The sequence below is a fragment of the Thalassomonas actiniarum genome (assembly GCF_000948975.2).
In the GTDB taxonomy this organism is placed as follows: Bacteria; Pseudomonadota; Gammaproteobacteria; order Enterobacterales; family Alteromonadaceae; genus Thalassomonas; species Thalassomonas actiniarum.
In genome coordinates, this window is sequence record NZ_CP059735.1 from 2,702,521 (window position 1) to 2,721,319 (window position 18,799).

The 18,799-nt window shown below is 45.4% G+C and carries 18 protein-coding genes and 2 tRNA genes; 15 read left to right on the forward strand and 5 right to left on the reverse strand.

Translation table 11 applies throughout. The features are described 5' to 3' along the window. The first annotated feature begins 20 nt into the window (after positions 1-20). The 4 genes from tpiA to SG35_RS11725 all read left to right on the forward strand — a co-directional run bounded on the left by tpiA (position 21) and on the right by SG35_RS11725 (position 1,546). Entirely contained in the window at positions 21-791 is a 771-nt protein-coding gene (gene tpiA / locus SG35_RS11710) for a triose-phosphate isomerase (RefSeq protein ID WP_044831535.1), read from the forward strand. A 3-nt stretch (positions 792-794) separates the two neighbouring features. Then, positions 795-1,187, forward strand: coding sequence for a preprotein translocase subunit SecG (gene secG, locus SG35_RS11715; protein WP_044831536.1), 393 nt, complete (start codon positions 795-797; stop codon positions 1,185-1,187). Between the two features lie 25 nt (positions 1,188-1,212). Then, positions 1,213-1,297, forward strand: a tRNA-Leu gene (locus SG35_RS11720). A gap of 164 nt (positions 1,298-1,461) precedes the next feature. After that, positions 1,462-1,546: transfer RNA gene (locus SG35_RS11725), tRNA-Leu, on the forward strand. A 93-nt stretch (positions 1,547-1,639) separates the two neighbouring features. Here the strand turns inward: SG35_RS11725 and SG35_RS11730 are convergent. Beyond that, positions 1,640-2,638, reverse strand: coding sequence for a transposase (locus tag SG35_RS11730; RefSeq protein ID WP_044831537.1), 999 nt, complete (start codon positions 2,636-2,638; stop codon positions 1,640-1,642). Between the two features lie 360 nt (positions 2,639-2,998). On the opposite strand from SG35_RS11730, the gene SG35_RS11735 reads away from it, so the two are divergent. Further along, positions 2,999-4,621 carry a hypothetical protein gene (locus SG35_RS11735; protein ID WP_044831538.1) on the forward strand — a complete coding sequence of 541 codons (1,623 nt, stop codon included), beginning with the start codon at positions 2,999-3,001 and terminating at the stop codon, positions 4,619-4,621. 385 nt (positions 4,622-5,006) lie between these two features. Here SG35_RS11735 and SG35_RS11740 read toward each other — a convergent pair whose 3' ends face one another. The 3 genes from SG35_RS11740 to SG35_RS11750 all read right to left on the reverse strand — a co-directional run bounded on the left by SG35_RS11740 (position 5,007) and on the right by SG35_RS11750 (position 6,665). Next, the gene (locus tag SG35_RS11740) at positions 5,007-5,189 is read right to left on the reverse strand and encodes a hypothetical protein (protein WP_044831539.1); all 183 of its coding nucleotides are present in this window, start codon (positions 5,187-5,189) and stop codon (positions 5,007-5,009) included. 164 nt (positions 5,190-5,353) lie between these two features. Further along, positions 5,354-5,620 carry a hypothetical protein gene (locus tag SG35_RS11745; RefSeq protein WP_044831540.1) on the reverse strand — a complete coding sequence of 89 codons (267 nt, stop codon included), beginning with the start codon at positions 5,618-5,620 and terminating at the stop codon, positions 5,354-5,356. Positions 5,621-5,786: 166 nt separating this feature from the next. Then, entirely contained in the window at positions 5,787-6,665 is an 879-nt protein-coding gene (locus SG35_RS11750; RefSeq protein WP_044831541.1) for a LysR family transcriptional regulator, read from the reverse strand. A gap of 82 nt (positions 6,666-6,747) precedes the next feature. Here SG35_RS11750 and SG35_RS11755 point away from each other — a divergent pair, with 82 nt between their 5' ends. Further along, the gene (locus SG35_RS11755; RefSeq protein WP_044831542.1) at positions 6,748-7,182 is read left to right on the forward strand and encodes a PACE efflux transporter; all 435 of its coding nucleotides are present in this window, start codon (positions 6,748-6,750) and stop codon (positions 7,180-7,182) included. Between the two features lie 69 nt (positions 7,183-7,251). On the opposite strand, the gene SG35_RS11760 is transcribed toward SG35_RS11755, so the two are convergent. Further along, positions 7,252-8,817 carry a Vps62-related protein gene (locus SG35_RS11760; RefSeq protein ID WP_053042858.1) on the reverse strand — a complete coding sequence of 522 codons (1,566 nt, stop codon included), beginning with the start codon at positions 8,815-8,817 and terminating at the stop codon, positions 7,252-7,254. Between the two features lie 144 nt (positions 8,818-8,961). Here SG35_RS11760 and SG35_RS11765 point away from each other — a divergent pair, with 144 nt between their 5' ends. From SG35_RS11765 to SG35_RS11805, 9 genes are all read left to right on the forward strand, one after another. After that, positions 8,962-9,192 carry a hypothetical protein gene (locus SG35_RS11765; RefSeq protein WP_044831543.1) on the forward strand — a complete coding sequence of 77 codons (231 nt, stop codon included), beginning with the start codon at positions 8,962-8,964 and terminating at the stop codon, positions 9,190-9,192. Between the two features lie 113 nt (positions 9,193-9,305). Further along, positions 9,306-9,824: a DUF1697 domain-containing protein gene (locus SG35_RS11770; RefSeq protein ID WP_044831544.1), complete on the forward strand. Its 519-nt coding sequence runs from the start codon at positions 9,306-9,308 to the stop codon at positions 9,822-9,824. Positions 9,825-10,239: 415 nt separating this feature from the next. Then, positions 10,240-10,410 carry a hypothetical protein gene (locus SG35_RS11775; protein ID WP_160298242.1) on the forward strand — a complete coding sequence of 57 codons (171 nt, stop codon included), beginning with the start codon at positions 10,240-10,242 and terminating at the stop codon, positions 10,408-10,410. After that, entirely contained in the window at positions 10,403-10,684 is a 282-nt protein-coding gene (locus tag SG35_RS11780) for a hypothetical protein (protein ID WP_044831545.1), read from the forward strand. The genes SG35_RS11775 and SG35_RS11780 overlap by 8 nt, the downstream gene beginning before the upstream one ends. 419 nt (positions 10,685-11,103) lie before the next feature. Beyond that, entirely contained in the window at positions 11,104-13,815 is a 2,712-nt protein-coding gene (locus SG35_RS11785) for a TonB-dependent receptor (protein ID WP_044831546.1), read from the forward strand. 241 nt (positions 13,816-14,056) lie between these two features. Beyond that, positions 14,057-14,638, forward strand: coding sequence for a TetR/AcrR family transcriptional regulator (locus SG35_RS11790; protein ID WP_044831547.1), 582 nt, complete (start codon positions 14,057-14,059; stop codon positions 14,636-14,638). Positions 14,639-14,685: 47 nt separating this feature from the next. Further along, on the forward strand, positions 14,686-14,973 hold the full coding sequence (locus tag SG35_RS11795; RefSeq protein WP_044831548.1) for a YciI family protein: 288 nt from the start codon (positions 14,686-14,688) through the stop codon (positions 14,971-14,973). Between the two features lie 27 nt (positions 14,974-15,000). Further along, entirely contained in the window at positions 15,001-15,606 is a 606-nt protein-coding gene (locus SG35_RS11800) for a DNA-3-methyladenine glycosylase I (RefSeq protein ID WP_044831549.1), read from the forward strand. Positions 15,607-16,117: 511 nt separating this feature from the next. Then, positions 16,118-18,679, forward strand: coding sequence for a M9 family metallopeptidase (locus tag SG35_RS11805; protein WP_044831550.1), 2,562 nt, complete (start codon positions 16,118-16,120; stop codon positions 18,677-18,679). Positions 18,680-18,799 lie beyond the last annotated feature (120 nt).

Consider the following 18,799-nt stretch of genomic DNA (forward strand, 5'->3'; position numbering starts at 1 on the left):
CTTTCGAGAAGGAATGATTAATGACAAGACAAGCAATAGTTGCGGCTAACTGGAAGATGAACGGTAGCCTGGCACTTATCGATGAAATGGTTAGTGGTCTTAAAGATGTAAAACTTAACCAAAATGTTGATGTTGTTGTTTGTCCCAGTGCTCCTTATCTTGCGGCGTTTGCTTTAGCGACAAAAAACGAAGGTTTAAGTGAAAACTTTCACCTTGGTGCCCAGAATGTTAGCGAACATGAAAAAGGGGCTTACACCGGTGAGGTTTCTACAACTATGTTGCGGGAAGTTTCTACCGAATATGTCATCCTTGGCCATTCTGAGCGCAGAAGCCTGTATAAAGAAACCAGCACCTTAGTGGCCCACAAGGTCAAAGCAGTGCTGGCAGCCGGATTAAAGCCGATTCTTTGTATCGGCGAAAGCGAAAGCGAACGCACGACAGGGCAAACAGAAGTTGTACTTGCTGCCCAGTTACAGCCGGTTATTGATGAAATCGGCATAGAAAAATTTAATGAAGTTGTTGTCGCTTATGAGCCGGTTTGGGCAATAGGCACAGGAAAAACGGCTTCACCGGCAATGGCACAGGAAACTCACGAGTTTATCCGTCAATTTTTGGCAAATGCCGATGTTGAAGTGGCGAAAAGAGTACCATTGTTATATGGTGGCAGTGTAAATGCCGCCAACTGTGAAGAATTATTTGCACAAGCTGATATAGACGGCGGTTTAATCGGCGGTGCCAGTTTAAAAGTCGACGAGTTTAAAGTGATTTGTTCGGCAGCTAAGGGATCTTAAAAGATGTTTAATGAACTTGTTTACGACATTCTAATTATTACTTATTTAATTGTAGCCTTGTGCCTGATCGGGTTGGTTTTAATCCAGCAGGGTAAAGGTGCTGACATGGGCGCATCATTTGGTGCCGGTTCTTCAGCAACTATTTTTGGTTCAAGCGGCTCAGGCAACTTCCTGACCAAAAGCACCTCTATTTTAGCGGTACTGTTTTTCGTTATCAGCCTTTTCTTAGGTAATATGACGGCTAACCGTGTTAAAGCGACCGACGAGTGGAACAATCTGGAAGCACCTGCTGAGCAGTCTATTCCAGAAGATAGCATTCCAAGCGCAAGTGCTGAGCCTAAAGCCGCTAACGAAGACGTGCCGGCTGCTGATACTGATACTAACGTACCAGAGTAAGCAAGGTAGGTAAGAATAAAGTTTCGCGGATGTGGTGGAATTGGTAGACACGCAGTCTTGAGGGGGCTGTGCCTTAGGGCGTGAGGGTTCAAGTCCCTCCATCCGCACCAATTATTATATAAGGGCTTGGCCCTGATGAAGACAAAAGGCCTGTAGCGCCATGCTCTGCAGGTTTTTTTTCACCCCAAGAATTGCGGGTGAGGCAAAAATAAAGAGATAACTGCTGAGCCAATAGGGGATACAGCAAGTAAAATAAAAATATAAAACAAGTTTCGCGGATGTGGTGGAATTGGTAGACACGCAGTCTTGAGGGGGCTGTGCCTTAGGGCGTGAGGGTTCAACTCCCTCCATCCGCACCAATTCAATAAAAGCCTGTAGTGCATATGCATTGCAGGCTTTTTTCTTTGCGCTAAAAAAAATTTTGTTGGAGCGGGGAAGCCAGGAATTGACAGTTAATTAAATATATTCGCTTGTTGTCGTTGCCCGCCAATCCACTTTTTCTCCATATGGGCGGCAAAGCGTGATAGTTCGGCTAAAGAGCCTACCGCCCTATGGTATTTTTTACCGAAGTGTTGTGCTAAATCCAGCCAGTCACTCCCAGAGAAACCTAACTGCTTTAATAATGGAAATTCATTATCGTCAATATAGCCGCGTTTATCTTCTCTGATCACTTGTCCTGTGGCTTCGACTAATTCAAAGTAATCTAGCAGCGAAAAAGCAAGCCCTTTAGTTTGTTTCTGATACCCATTCCCGATGAACCTCAGTAAAGGTTTTACCTTAAAGGGTAAATCGGCAGGCTTATCCTGTTTGCTGGCTTTACTATGTAGCCTTTCATAAATTGAAGTATATTCTGAGGTTTGCACTGTACTAGCCATTTTTGCTCGAACCGGGTTTAGCTCAACATATGCCATACATGCCAATACGGCTTTTTCATCCAACAAGGCTTGAGATTTAAACCGTCCTTCCCAAAATCGCCCTTGGCATTTATCTTCTTTATTCGCCTTACGGGCTATATACTCATTCAGGCCACGCATCAGCCAGGAAATATCACTGAGCCTGCCGCGCCATTTATCAATAATAGCTAAAGCTGCTTCATTTTCAGCGGCTGTTGTGGTTTCCCCGCACTGCCAGCGTTTTACCAGGGGATGATTACGATACAACTGCAACCAGCGCCTGCAAACTTCTTCATCTGACCATGTAAGTGCTTCTTGTTCATTGACATAGACTATCAGGTGATAATGGTTCGACATAACAGCATAAGCGGCAACATCAATAGCAAATACCGAGGTAAGAAAGCGAATACGGTCAACCATCCATTGCCTTCTATGTTCGCAATTTCGGTTAGTGAACTCATCTTTACCGCAGAGAAAGGCACGGCGAATACAGCGGGACGTTAAATGGTAATAGCAGGTGTCGATTAAAGAGATTTGAGAACCGCGCGCTTGGGTCATGGGTTACTCCATAACTGGAAAACTGAACCATGGAATAACAATAGCTCAGTATTTTACGTTTACCAGTTTGTGGGTGTCCAGCTTTGGTGTCCAGCTTTGGTGGTGGGTGTCCAGCTTTGGTGGTGTTGGTTTTTTGGTTTTTTGGTTTGTTTTGGTTTGTTTTGGTTTGTTTTGGTTGGCCCCTCCCAGCCGAGAGTGAGCAAATATGTTCAGTTTGCTTTGGCCAAATAGTTATTTTCCCCGATTTTGAGTTTATGAAAAAAGTTAAGGTATTGAATTGAGAATTAGCACATCTATTTTAAATGGAGTGCTTATAACCAAAGGTATTTACTTTAATTATTTAAATTACGGAAAGTCAAAATGGAAGAAGATAATTCAAGCAGCTCATCATTTCCCCTTAATAAGCCAAAGCAAAAGTTAGCTGAATACTGGAAGGCGATATTACAGCAATCTGATTCTTTTGATAAAAATGTTGATTTACAAAAATTTGTCCCGCAGCATGCAAGCAAAAAAATGATACAAGACATCATTGATGATCGCGAGAAAATGATTTTGATGAAAGAAGACCCAAATAAAACAGATCTTTCAGATAAAAGGCTTGATATAGCTTGGACATACTCAGATATGGAGGGCTTTGGTGATATAAACGCTATGGTAAAAACAATGCTTAATACGACCTATCAATTAAAGTCTTTAGGGCTAACAAAAGGGTCGATTCAAATATACGAGAGCACAACAGAGGAAATGCATTTAACTTCAGTTAATGCTATTAAACTTCTAAAGACGTTAGCAGGCTTATTGGAGATAAAATATTCGAAAGAACTGAATGCCATTGTTGAAGACAAGGATCTGCCTGAAGAAAAAAAAGTTAAAGAAGTAGAAATAAAACGAATTGTTGATGAAATAAAACAAGCTCTCTTAAAAAATTATTGTCCAGGTTTTGACGTTTATTTGGAAAGGAATGAAGAAATAAAAGACTGTATTACTTTTGATATTCCTTCAAACCATGCTCAACAGGCTAAGCAGGGGGAAGTTAAGTATGACTATAAACAATATGGATTCGATGGGAATAACGCTTTAGGTTATGGTCTTTTTAGGCTGGGAAAAACATCTTTACCGAAAAGTTTTAGTAAGAACCAAATTAGTGCCCTGATAAATACAAAGCTACGACAAGCTCTAAATGTAGAGCTAAAGGGCGGGGCCGTAGGGTATTTTTCTGATAACCTAAAAAAAGCACTACCGATTTGGGAAAGTCGTATTTTATTTGAAGAAGAGAAACAAAAAAAGAAACAAGAGGAGAGCCAAGAAGAGACACTGCGTTATTTGGTCTTGGCTCATAGTTACAAGGATGTGAAAGACTGTATTACTGAAGATGCAATTGTATTTTTATGGGATAATAATAGTAATTCTATTAAACCACTTGAGAAAGTAACGGACATTAAAGGTAAACGTATAATTGTAGTCTTGGAGGATGGAACGAGATTTTCACCTTATGAATTATCTGATCTTTTCTGTCATAGCTTAAGCCCTATTGGGGTTTCAGGTGATCAATCTACTACAGAGGCCCTTGATGCGATAACTGAAAAAATATTGGACGATGATATTTGTATATACGTTGCTGCGACAGGGCAAGGTCAAATGCTAACTGATCTTCGGCAGGCTATTGATTATATTGCAGATAAAGATTTTACTTACGGCGTAAGTGAATATAAGGGTGATAATAAGCAAGAGCAAAAACAAAAGAAAAAACAAAAGCAAACACAAAAGAAAAAACAAAAACAAAAGCAAAAGCAAACTGAGAGTATTGAAACAAAAGCTTTTCTTGAAGTAAATAGCGCTCCGAAAACTTCAAATTTAATTAAAGTTAATCCTGCCATATGTAGTCAGTTAAAAACACACGAGTTTCATGAGTTAGTCACATCATTGATTATTAGACACTTGATAGTGTCAAAGGCGGGGGTTGAAAACTCTGAGTTAGTCTAAAAATTTCTTAGATATCGAACATTTCATCAAGGTTCGATGAAGTAAATCGCTAACTGTGACCATGTCAGGTTCCTGTTTGAATCGGTATTGGTTTGAACACATTGGTTTGAATTAGTTCAGACTAAACCTGACAACTTCTCTTGCAAAAGAGAGAGTTACCGATTTTGATTAAAAGTGACGAAACCGGAAAATCAAAACAGAAGAGGTAACCCTCATACTTCATACTAATGATTGTATCGTTAAACAGTAAGCGTCCAGCGGTGATCCCTTGAAAAATAATTGAAGCTAAAATTAAAACCTTTTCGTAAGTTAAACTACGTTTTCTTTGTACCCCTTAGCATTTTATTTGAGCCATCCGCAAAGAGCTGTAAATGACAAACCGGTATTACAAACCGGTTTGTGAGAAAACCAACAGGTTTGCAATTAAACCCACTAGCATAATAAATACCAGCACGGCAAAAATTTCTGCGAGATAAATGCTGAGCTTATAGGTATTTCTCTCTGGCGGGTTACTGCTTTGCCTGGTTTGAGCTGCTTGCTCTGATGGGGTATTTACTGACTTGTTCATAATGTCTGTCCACGGCATACATGTATAAGCATAGCAGTAAAGGCGGCAGTATTTAAAGGGCAGGCACGTTAATATGCTATCAAAGTCAGCACAAACGGGAGATTATCTCAGCTGGAATGATCTCCCGTTATTTTTTATTAATGTTATTGCTTGCCGGGCTATGCTCAGGCAGGAACCAAAAACATGCCTTTTAATGTCCGGGTTTTATCTGTGGCGATAAGCAGGTGCCGGGTTTGTCCTTCAAAAGCCCTATTCACATGCCAGTTGAGGTCGATGAGCTTGTCGCTGATATGCTCCAGCGCGCGGTTACTCATCAATTCAAGGATTAGATCTTTGATTTGCGTGTAGGCTTGCTCTGGCGAGCGGATATTGTTTTTCCAGGTTAACAATAAGGTTTCTATTTCTTCTATTTTGCTGGTTGGATTGCTCATTTTCATTCCTTTGTCAGTTCAATTTAACCGCAATGATAGCTTAGCAAGTAAGATATACAGCTTATTGATTTAGAACAAAGTTTCCAGGCTTAAACCGAGATGGAGACACATGTTTTCTGCTTACCCCCGGATACTTTTCGGAGCTTGTTATGCTAATAGTCATTTATTACTCCAGGATGGCTTTTAAGCCTTCAAACAGGTAGTTGAGCGCCGGGCCGAAAGAGGCGCCTTTAGCCGTGATCACATCAACCGGCAGATTCCAGGGTTTATGGTCAAAAATCATCGGCAACTGGTGCAGTTGTTTATCTGTGATCAAGCTTGCCACCATATGTCGGGGTAAATAAGCCCAGCCGATGTTTTGTTTTACCAGGGCTAAAATGGCATCGAAGCTGTTTGCCCACCATAGCGTGGCGGATATTGCGGCAAAGTGCTGCAGTTCGTTTCCGTGCTCCCCCCTGAGTAATAACTGCCTGTGGGGGATCAAGTCACCGGCATTGAGTTCTTTTTTGCTAGACAGTACATGCTGTGGATGACAAACACCATAAAAGGACAAATTGCCGATAAAACACAGGTCGACATTACGGTTAAAGGCCAGGTCGGCAAAGATGATCCCTATGTCTGCTTTTCCCGACTCAACATAAGAGGCAATATCGGTACTGGCGACAGTGATCACTTCAAGCCCGGTATGGGGAAAATGCTCACTAAATTGTTGCAGCAGCTTCGACAGCTTCGGGGTAAACAAGGCTGAGTCAAAGGCGAGCTTAACGATAGGCTCTTCTGCTTTGCTTGTCGCCAGGGCGACTTTTTCCAGCTCCAACACCTGGTGCAATACTGCTTTGGCATAAGTGTATATCCGCTCGCCATCGCGGGTGAGGGTGGGTTTTCGGGTACTGCGGTCAAACAAAACCACATCAAGGTCTATTTCCAGGTTGGCTATGCCCTGACTGATGGCGGATTGCACCTTGCCGAGCTTGCGGGCACAGGCAGAAAATGAGCCAAGCTCGGCAGAGTGCACCAGCATGTTAAGTTGTTCGATATTATACATATCACTAAAACTGATGGTTATTAACTTTGTACAATCATAATGATGAATATAATGAGCGGCAAGTTTTTATCGGGAGAAGTGGATGACACATAAAGAAAGAATATTCCATATGGTACTTTTTGAGGCATTGGCGCTGGCATTACTGACACTGGCTGCGATTTATATGACCGGGAAAGAAGCCCTGTCGATGGGAGGCCTTGCCGTTTGCCTGTCTTTGATCGCTATGGTTTGGAGCTACTTGTATAACTTGGCTTATGACCACTATTTCGGTGCAGATCGAAGCCGCAGGAAACTAACCGAACGGATACTTCATGGCCTGGCATTTGAGCTTGGCATGGTTGTTCTGTCTTTCCCGGTCATTATGTACGTGACGCAGCTGGACTTGCTCTCGGTTTTCTTGATGGATATGGGGGTTGTGTTGTTCTTTTTGGTGTATGCCGTCTTGTTTAACTGGGGTTATGACATCATCAGGAAGCAAGTGATGCTGTGGCAGGAAAGCCCGGTAAATGCCGAATAACCGGATAGAAGAATGGCCCGGTACTTTCCGGGCCATTAAGAAGATGCAATGACCTGATAAACGTCAGGATCAATCTAAGTTGAAGTAACCCGGATTCAGGGCATTTTTACGTATCGGACCGGTCGGACCGTCTTCTAAGCGGCAAACCCCTATGGTGCTGATACAGGCCTGCTCTGAATTCCCCCAGCGGCCGGTGTAGTTCATCCAGGCGAAATTACCTGTGTATTGTCCCGGCGTCTGGTAAAACATCACTTCTACATTATCCGAGGTATGCCATGCCTTGCCCCGGCTGGTATGGTCGGTTAAATCGATAGAGTCCACAACAATATTGATGCTCTGGTAAGTATAACTGCCGGCAAAGGCGTATAAGGCGTGGGAACCCTTGGCTGAATAGACCTCGGCGCCGAATTCCCCCGTATTGCTGGCGGTTAACGCCAGGTTCTTATCGCCGAACAGGTAAGTGGAGCCGTCGCCGTGCTGGCTTAAATATACCTGGTAGGGATAGCCGTTAACAAAACGCACGGTTAAATGTTCCCAGTCGCCGACATGGTTACCGTACCAGGTGGTATCCCATAAAATGGGGTTGATCCACTTGCCGCGGTTATAGGGATAAAACATCCAGTAGACAATATCGGTTACCGTATCTGACGGTGTTATACCGTTAGTGGTTGTGCTGGGGGAGTTTTTGGTGATAATGCTGGCATAAACCGGCACGCTGGCTGATTCAGGGTTTTGGCCGTACAAAAAGGCCTGGTTGGTACAAATGGCGCAGTTCAAGCCGGTGCTTAAAAAACCGTTACTGTCGGCGATATTAGCGTTATAACCGGAAAACGGGCTGGTATCTGGCGTGAAGTGGGGCACGGAAGAGGGTAAAAATTCATCTTCATGATGCAAATATACCAGCGGGGCAAAGGTTTTTGCCATTGCCGTCCAGTCGGCATCTGAACTGGGTTGCTGGTTAAAACCTAAACCGGGCAGTTTTTGTTTGTCTAAGACAAAAAACTGCTGGCCGTCGACATTATGGCTGCGACGGGAAATAAAGGTATTCACCGCTAAACCGGTTTCGTCGCCGCTGGCCGGGGTGGCCTGCCAGACACCGGCATCATCGTCGGCACCCGAGCCGCTGTCATCCCAGAGTTTTTGGTAGCTTGCTGTGCGCAGGTATTCGGTTTTAACACAGCGGATCCAGTTGGTATCCGGGCTTTGTGAATAACTCCTGATGGCAACATCACCCAAACAGGTATAACCCGAAGGTGCTACCGGTTTCCAGAAAATAACATCATGGCTGCCGCCGGAGCCGGAATCATCCCAGACTTTGACATAACTTATCGGCGGTGCCAGGGCATCGGCCGCCACTGCTTTTACCGCAAGCGCCATTTTCGGCGGTGTGCCGTGGCTGCTCATAGCGACATCTCCCAGGCTGTAATAGTCGCCGTCATTAAAGCGGGCATGGGACAGGTTTGGCCGCCAGATACTGATATCGCCGTCGGCGCCGGTATCATGGTCGTCATAAATCCAGTCAAACTGGGTGACGGGTTTGGCCACCAGTTTCACCTCATCAGCGAGGGCATTGCCTGTGAATGTGCAAAGTGCTAATGCCAGTGATGTGATGCTAATTTTATTCTTGTGTTTCATGATAAAAGTCCTTTTGTTTGTTGTAGTTCTTTTTCCATCGTTTTTATACTCCTTTTCCTTTGTTAAATTGCAGCCTTTTTAGTTTGACTGACCGGCATGGCTGCAGGGGTAGTACCGGCAGAGTTTTTTACTTAGTGTTATTACATGTTTGATATCTTGACGATGTCAGGTTTGAGAAACATATTCGCAGAAATTGTTTTATCGGCAAGGTGTTTTTTTAATAACAGGGAAAGTGAAGGTGTTGGGGAGGGCGCTATTTTCCAAAGAAAGGCTGCTTATGCTGGTTTAACTTTTGCCGTGGTAATCGCAACTTACATTTTGTTGCTGCTGGTGTTTTACCGTGTCGGCTTATTCAATACAGCTCCTGGATTTTAGTGGTGTTTTTTAACTACTGTAATGTTATTCTGAGCCATTACTTTTCTCATTAAATCAAATGATAAGGATGCAAGAGCATCCCTTTCTAAAACTAATAAATATAAGCGCAGCATATGAAAACATACATTATCCTACTCAGGGGAGTAAATGTCGGAGGCAAAAATCTGCTTCCTATGAAAGAATTAAAAAAAGTGTTGGAAGGGGCTGGTTTTGAGCAGGTGAAAACATATATTCAAAGCGGCAATATTGTACTGTTAAGCGACAGTAACCCGGAAACGGAAATTAGCGGATTAATCCAGGCAGAATTTGGCTTTACGCCACAAATATTGGTACTGGAGAATGATGAATTTACCGGCTGTGTTGCCAATAATCCTTATCAGGCACTTGAGGGGAAATCGGTTCATTTTTACTTTTGTAAAACCAAACCACAAATCAATGAGGAAAAACTGGCCGCCCTGATCTCGGCAACAGAAAGCTACCAGCTTGTCGAGAAGGTTTTTTATTTACATGCGCCGGACGGCATTGGCCGCTCTAAACTGGTTGCCAATATCGAGGCTTGTTTAGGTGTAGCCGCTACCGGACGAAACCTCAATACCGTCAATAAACTCACCGATATGGTTAAAAATACCTGATTTTGCCAGGGCCTGTATTTGGCAAGGAGGGAGTTGGTTAAGAACACCCTAAAGTATGGCTGCTATTCTTATTGCAATAGCCGCCATGTGAATCCTGTATATATCCGGCTATCTCAACAAACCGACAATTCACCCTTCCCGATGACAGCAGAGATTTGTGATTTTTATTCGTTACCTTTCATGCGGTTAAATTATTTGTACAGCGAGTTATACAGTATCCACAATTCACACAAATATTAAATGCAAACCAAGCCTGATTTCTCCGGTATTTTGTACTATCACTAATAGTTGAATCATTCACCAACGGAGGAATACTGAAAAAGTGTAAGAGCATCAAAAGATAAACCAGGCGCTGCCCCTAAGTGCACCACCACTCAGAGACAGCTAACCAAAACAGATACATGAGGTATCCATTATGGCTAAACCTAATGATATGCCAGAGTTTCGTTCGGTTAAAGTTTCTTTAACAGAAAATATACCTGCCCAAATTGCCAGGCAACCACTGCCAGCTTATGCCACTCATACAAGCACCTGTGCCAATAGCTATACGCCGTTCACCAATAAGGGAGGCTGCTATCATGTCTGAATCAAACTTACCCCTTACCGAGGATGCTGTCAGAAGAGAGCAGCTGTCGAGCGATTTTGCCAATCTCCGTGAAGATTTTAGCAAATTCAGCGAAGAATGTGCCTTTCTGTTTGATGCATTCGCAGCAGTTACCCGCGAGCCCGAATGCATCACGGAGCACACCAGTGAAGGTGTCAGGCATATGTGCTATTGGCTTAAATATCAGGTCATCGGCTACCGGGGGAAAATAGACGAGATGCAGGAGTGCTGGCGAGTGCTTAGCCGCAAAAAGTAATATTAAGTAAGGTTTAAACGGAGCAAGGAGCGGGCGGGTTAATGGTAATAGCAACTTCAGTTGTGTTATGACCCGCCCGATATTATGTCGTAATAATCCCCTTATAATTGAATCTTTCATACTGTACCCTATGTAGTGCTGAATACTTAACATCAACAATAAATACAAACAAAACTAAGTATTTTTCATAGCTTTGTGTTGCTGTTAGCCCTCATACGGGCGTTGACCTTTGTTTGAAAAACGCTCGTTTTTATCTTGTTTTCTCTTCTTTTTATAAAGTATATTGTATGCAGTGTTCGGTTTTTTGTTGCTTTGCGCAATAGAGGGGGCGGATACAGGAAAAAGCTTACTAAATAAAATATAAAAATAACAACTTGTTACCTTGTTTTTTCAAGTTAAAGTCAATAGAGGGAATTTCCATGAGCAAGTATTCAAGTTTTAAGCGATCCGCTTTATCAGGCATGCTGATCTCAAGTGCTGCCACGCTCTCAGCCCCGGTTTTTGCCGAAGCTGTCAGTGAACAAAATGAAGAACATATAGAAAAGATTATGGTCACGGGCTCGCGCATTGCGCGGACCGAGCTGAGTTCATCTTCGCCGATCACTGTGGTGTCGAAAGTGCAAATGGAGCGTTTGGGGATCACTGATGTCGGCGAAGCCTTACGTAAATTACCGGCACTGACCGGCAATACCGCCAATGCCCAGTCGGACAGCGGCGCAGGTTCGGTTGCCACCGTCACCCTGCGCGGCATTGAAGCCAGCAATACCCTGATCCTGATCAACGGACGGCGTACCATAGCCGCGAATGCCGAAAACCAGGTGGATTTATTGTCTATCCCTTTTGAAGCGGTTGAGCAAATCCAGGTACTTAAAGACGGGGCTTCGGCTATTTATGGCTCGGATGCTATTGCCGGGGTGGTGAATATTATTACCAAAAACGATTTTGAAGGGGCGCGTATCAATGCCGGTTATGGTATCTCGGGCAGGGGAGACGGGGCTGAAAAACGCATCGGCTTAACCCTGGGAGCGAGCAGCGATCGCGGCAGCTTGATGATAGCGTTAGCGCAAAACAATACCGATGGTTGGTTATCCAGGGACAGGACACGTACCCGGGATGCCGACTTTCGTCATGTTGGCGGACAAAACCAGCGCTCGGGCACGGCCCCTTATGCCAGGCTGACGGGCTTTGGTTTAGGCGAGGGGGAGTGGACCGTACCCGATGCCGCCAATCCGGGCGATGTGATCCCCTGGGATTATGATGTTATGGGTTATAACTATCATGACGTGACTTCCGGCTCTAATACCTTGAAAAATACCACCATGTTTTTTACCGGAGAATATGAGCTCACCGATGATATCCAGGTATTTGCCGAAATCAGTTCCTATCAGGGCTGGAACCGGGGCAACCAGGCGCCTCCGGGGGTTGATACCGCCTGGTACGGTAGCGGCACCGAAACGCCGGCATTTCATCATTATGACGCTGACGGTAACCAGTTCGGCGTCGGGGCCAATCAAAAATATAACCCGTTCGGGGTGGAAGGGAATGTCTCGCGCCGTTTTGTCGAATATGGTCCGCGCGTTTATACCACAGAAACCGATGTTACCCGCTATACCTTGGGCTTTAACGGCGCCTTTGGCGATTATGACTGGAACCTGACCTACTCGTCACAGGAAGGGCGCATGACCACAGACGGCGGTTTGCAGCCCTCGTTGATGCGTATTGATGCGGCCTTATCCGACGAATGCGGCACCAGTGAAGACCCCGATTGCGTCCCGCTCAATGTTTTTGGTCCCCCGGGTACCATAACCCAGGAGATGCTCGATTATATCAATGTCACCAAACCTTTCTCCATTAACGACAATACTTTGGATTATTACCAGGCCAGCCTTGCCGGTCCTGTGATGGAATTACCCGCCGGTACCATGAAATTTGCCATAGGTTATGAACACAGGGAAGAGCAGTCCAAGCAAAGGGCGGATATCAGCCAGCAAACAGAAACCTTTGATGTTTCCTGGGGGGAGGCGACCTCGGATGTGGTTTCTCCGGTGAGAAAAATCGATGAGTTTTATGCAGAATTTGTGATCCCAACCCTCGATACCTTAGAAGTGCAGCTGGCGGTCCGTCACTCGAAATACAGCGACTTGGGTGAAACCACCACCAATCCGAAAGTTGGCGTGATCTACAAACCGCTGGAAGACCTTACTTTAAGGGGCAGTTATTCCACCGGCTTTAGGGCGCCGACTATGCTGCAAATGTATTCCAAGGCCAATGCCGCCTTTACCGAAGGCATTGCCGATCCCTGTGATCCGAGTGGTACCGGCGTGGTGGCCAATATGCCGGGCTGCGCCGGTTTAGTGGACGGCAATATTTTAAATACCGTGAAAGGTTTTAACGTGACCTCGGGCGGTAATAGCGAGCTCTTACCCGAAGAAGCAAAAAACCTAACCCTGGGGCTGGTTTACCAGGCTACGGATAAGCTGTCCCTGACCCTGGATTATTTTAAAATAACCCAGGAAAATGTGGTGTTCCAAAGCCCTGAATATGTACTGGACCAGGCTTATGTGGCGCAAAATCCCGATTATACCGGCGAGGTTACCCGCGCCCTGGGCGGCACAGGTTATATTGTCTCGGTTAATGCCCCCAATGATAACATTGCCGAGCGCACCCTGGATGGTATTGACCTGGCGCTGATGTATGGTTTTGATTCCTCCGTTGGCGACTGGGACATAAACCTGGAATGGTCGCACTTTTTGACCTTTGACGTACAGGACACCGCCGATTCGCCGTCGCGCTCTATCGTCGGCCTGTATGATAATTCATTCGGCAATATCCCCGAAGACCGCGCCAACCTGACCCTGGGGTGGAGCAAAAACGACTGGTCGGTCACTTATAACGTCGAATATATCTCCGCCACCGATGAGCCCGGTGGTCATGTCATGGGATCCAGTAACTTCCATAATGCCCAGGTGAATTATTTTTATGATCCGCTGGGGGTAGACATAAACCTGGGAGTCAAAAACCTGTGGGACAAAGAGCCGCCGCTCAGGTATGAAGGCACCAATGGTGTTGATTACAATACTTACTCGCTGCGGGGAAATTTCTTTTATATGACGCTGGCGAAGGAGTTTTAGGGTTCTGGCCTGGGATAAGCCAAAGTGGCTTGTCACCTGGTTATCCTGCTTCATGCCTGTTGTTGTTTTGGTTTTTAGTAAGGTTATCACCTGCAGAACAGGCACTTGTCGCGCTTTAACTTAGCGGCCCTCTTGACAGAGTAGGACGTTTGTCCTATTCTTTTTTTTCTAGGGTTAGGACAAGTGTCCTATTTTTTGGCTTTAGCCTTAACCGGTCCACAGGAGCGCGGGAAGTCTTTTTATGAGTAAAAAAATGACACGCGAGCATATTGTCGAAGCGGCCGATAATTTGTTTTATCAGCAGGGCTTTGAACATACCTCATTTGCGCATATTGCCCGGGCGGTGAAAATTTCGCGGGGCAATTTTTATTATCACTTCAAAAGCAAAGACGAAATACTCGATGCCGTGATCCAACTGCGGTTGGTTAATTCCCGTGCCATGCTGGAGCAGTGGCAGTCGGCAGGGGAAACCCCGACAGATCGTATCCGCAGTTTTATCAATATTCTGCTCGTCAACCGGGATAAAATTAAGCGTTACGGTTGTCCGCTAGGCACCCTGACCACTGAGCTGTCGAAGTTAAACCATGTCGGCCAAAGCGAAGCCAATAAGTTATTTTCTCTGTTTCGTACCTGGCTGGTGCGGCAATTCGAGCAGCTTGGCCATAAGGACGAAGCCGATACCCTGGCGATGCACCTTCTGGCACGCAGCCAGGGGGTGGCGACCCTGGCCAGTGCCTTTAATGATGAAACCTTTATCAAACAAGAAGTTGAGCAGCTGTATCAATGGCTTAGCGTTTATATAAAGCCAAAGTCTGAACATTAGCCTCTGAACAAAGGGGCTAAGTAAAAAAGCAAAGGAGAGTTAACCGGATGTTTATTATCTTACTGACGTTTTCAGAAAACAAAAGCCAGGCAAGCCAGTTTATGCCTGGGCACAAGGCCTGGATTGAACAGGGTCTGGAGGATGGCGTATTTTTAATGGTGGGCAGCCTGCAGCCCAATAAAGGGGGAGCGGTTTTAGCCCACAACAGCACCCTGGAGGCGCTGCAAAGCCGGGTAAATACCGATCCGTTTGTGGCTAAAAATGTTGTTAGTGCAGAAATTCTGGAAATTTCCCCGCACCGGGGAGATGAACGCCTTAATTTCCTGCTGAACTGATGGGTTAGATGACTTAAGGAGAAAAAGATGACAGAGAATTTTGTCGGTCCCGATGGCGGTTCACGCTGCCGCTGGTGCGGTGCGGCGCCCGAGTTTCTTGACTACCACGATAATGAATGGGGCTTTCCGGTAGACGATGACCGCCGCCTGTTCGAGAAGTTATGCCTTGAGAGTTTTCAGTCCGGGTTGAGCTGGCGCACTATTTTGGCCAAACGTGAGAATTTCCGTGCCGCTTTTGATAATTTCGAGTTAGATAAAGTGGCAGCCTTTACCGGTCAGGATGTTGAGCGCCTGCTTCAGGATGAAGGCATAGTAAGACATCGCGGTAAAATTGAAGCGGTGATCAACAATGCCAAACGGGCGCAGGAGCTGGTGAAAACACAAGGCTCCCTGGCGGCGTTTTTCTGGGGTTATGAACCTGAAGATGAAGTCCTGGCAGAGCCGCAGACGGCCTCCACTTCAGATGAGTCGGTGGCGCTGTCGAAAGCATTGAAAAAGATGGGCTGGAAATTTGTCGGGCCCACGACTGTGTATGCCTTTATGCAGGCCATGGGGCTGATCAATGATCACGCCAAAGGCTGTGTTATCAGATCTCAGGTCGAGCAGTCACGCAGTTGTTTTCAACGGCCTTAGTGCAGGCGCTACTCTTGGCAGGCAGGTAAAGCCTTTATATGATCATCTCGGTTTTTATGATACGGGGTGGTCAACATCTCCAATCATTTGTACCTGAGTCTTTTTCCTCCTTTAGTGATTGGCACTAAAATTCTTTCACCGACGGCTTCCGCTTAACATTTTGATGTTAAATTAATGTTACATTGTGACGGTAAAACAGACAGTTTTAATTCTCATTACTTATCATATATTTCCTCAAGGAATAAGCGGAGAGCATGACCCCTTGAGCTTTAAATAAATTTTTTCACTAAAAACAGTTGCTTAATTTATTTCTCTATATTTGTTGCCGGTGATGCCTGTGGTCAAGGAATAAACAAAACTGCTTGACGAGTATAATGTATACAATATATGTTTTTATGGTCACGGAAAGAAAGATTCTCTGAAGTTATATATTTCATTGAAAAACGAACGGGATAATTCTGATGTGGCGGGAGTTAATAAAACTAAATCAATAACTATAAAGATAAAAACGATGAAAATTAAAACAATAATCCTTGCAACATCTGCGATATTAGCGGCCAATGCCAGTATCGCCAGTACAGTACCTCATAAAAACATTCGTTTAAGCCATGATCATAAACCCAGCCATTTAACGGCGTCAACAGCCGTTAATACTGACATTCGCGATGCCGATCCCCTGGCACGGGATCGGGCGACCATAAGCCCGCTGCGTCATACCTTTAAAAACCGGCTGTTGGCGAAAAGCGCCGAACAAGTCACGGCTGCTGCAACTTGTGCCACCACAGCCGAGCTTGCCGGAGTTACCGGCGGGGCGCGTAATGACCTGATGAAAACCCAGGATGATTATACCTGCTTTGAAGATAACATCTGGACTACGCCAACGGCTGATATGCAGTCGCTGTTTAACGAAAGCGCCATGATAGATATTGCCAATGAAGCCCGTGCTTTGGCGCTGAGCTATGACGGCACCAGCGCCAATAAATTGCGTTTTTTCGTTGCCTATTTACGCTCGGGCAAATGGACCCAGGAACAAGCAGGAAATTCAGGCATTATCGGCAATCACGGCAGTGCGCTTGATGATGCCATCGTCAGTTTCCTCGATGCCTTTGCTGCCAACGGCAATTTTTACCAGAGCGATGAAACCCATGCTTATCTGGCCAAAGAAGTCATGATTTTGATGTATACCACAGATCCTGCCGATCGTTATCGTTATTTGCCGCAGGCCATCGGCATATTAGATGCCTACGCTAAGGAGTGGGGCAGCAACGGCCAGAACTGGTTTACCAAAACGCTTATCTACATCTACCGCGCCAGGGACGATGCGGCTTTTATCAATGCGGTAGAAGCCGATCTCTCCCTGGTCAATGCCCTTGACCGCTTCTTAAAAAACAATACCGACTTGATCGGCCACAGCCAGGAGCCGCAGTTTAACGATGCAGCCTCCGAACTCGGCCGTATCCTGAAATACAGTGGTGCAACCCGTAGCCAGGCGCAAAATTTAATCAAAGACTTCTTATCCCGTCACAGCATGACAGGCGATGCTTCCGAGGCCTGGTTTAGAATGATGGGCCAGGTGGATTATTACGACGGCGCAAACTGTAGTTTTTATAATACCTGTAATTACAAAGCTGAATTGGAAGCGCAAATTCTGCCAATTACCCATGCCTGTAGTTCAACCTTGACCATACGCGCCCAACAGCTGACCAATGGTCAGCTGAGCCAGATATGCGATGAATTGGGGGAGCAGGAAAGTTATTTCCACCAGCGTTTAAACACCAACAATATCCCGGTGGCGGATGATCATAATTCGGCACTTGAATTGGTGATTTACGACAGCACGGCGCAATATAAGAAATTCTCCTATCATATTTATGGCAATAGCACAGACAATGGTGGTATTTATCTTGAAGGCGATCCGTCGGTGGTTGGCAATGTCGCACGTTTTTTTGCCCATGAGGCCGACTGGTTGCTGCCGGAATTTGCCGTGTGGAACTTAAAACATGAATATGTACATTACCTGGATGGCCGCTTTAACAAATACGGCGACTTCGGTGATTTTAATGCCCATGATTCGGTATGGTGGGGCGAAGGGCTGGCGGAATATATTGCCAATAAAGACTATAACGATAATGCTGTCGCCGAAGCGCGTAAAAACACTTATAAGTTAAGTGAATTACTGCGTACCAACTATGATCACAGTTCAAGCCAGATTTACGACTGGAGTTATCTGGCGGTACGTTTTATGTTTGAAAATGAAATGGGCTATGTCAATAACATTTTGTCTGAGCTGCGTACCGGCGATTTCAATGCCTATAACAATATTTTAGATAACATAGGCACCAGTTTAGATACGGAATTTGCCGCCTGGCTGCAAACCGTACAAAGCACCACAGAAACGCCAACCGAGCCGGACAATGTTCTGGAAAATGGCCAGAGTGTTGTTATCAGCTCCGACGGCAGCGAACAGCCGACTTACCGCTTTGAACTCCCCCAAGGGGCAAGCAATTTGGTGATCCAGTCTTCAGGCGGCAGCGGCGATGTTGACTTATATGTCAAAGCCGGCAGTGAGGTTTCCCTGAGCAATTATGATTATCGCCCTTATAAGTCGGGCAATAATGAAACCGTCAGTGTGGCATCGCCGCAGGCCGGTACCTGGTATGTGATGGGGAATCCGTACAATAATCAGGTTTTCGACAATGTCAGCCTGAGTGCCAGCTGGAGTGAAGATAACGGCGGCGGCACAGGCAATGTCTGTGACAGCCAGGCGGCGGTAACACGCGGTGACTTAGTCGATAATCAGGCGGTATGTTTAGGTGACGCTACTATTTATATGGCCATCAGCGTTCCTGGTGGTCAAAGCAGTTTGAGTTTTACCACCAGCGGCGGTAACGGTGATGCCAGCATTTATCAGTCATCAACGGGCTGGCCGGGCAGCAGCAATTATGAAAATGCGGCAACCACTGCAAACACCAGTGAAGAAAGCATAGTGGTGAATAACCCTACGTCGGGCTGGCATTATATTATGATCACCGGACAGGGGACGGGAACACAATTAGTCGCCGACTATAAATAACGTTTGTGTTCGTATGCTGGCTTAGCCAGCATAACGTTTAAGCGGCTTTGACTCTTACTATTATGGGTCAGGGCCGTTTTAGTATTTGATATGTTCTTGTAAATAATATGTAATTTCTTG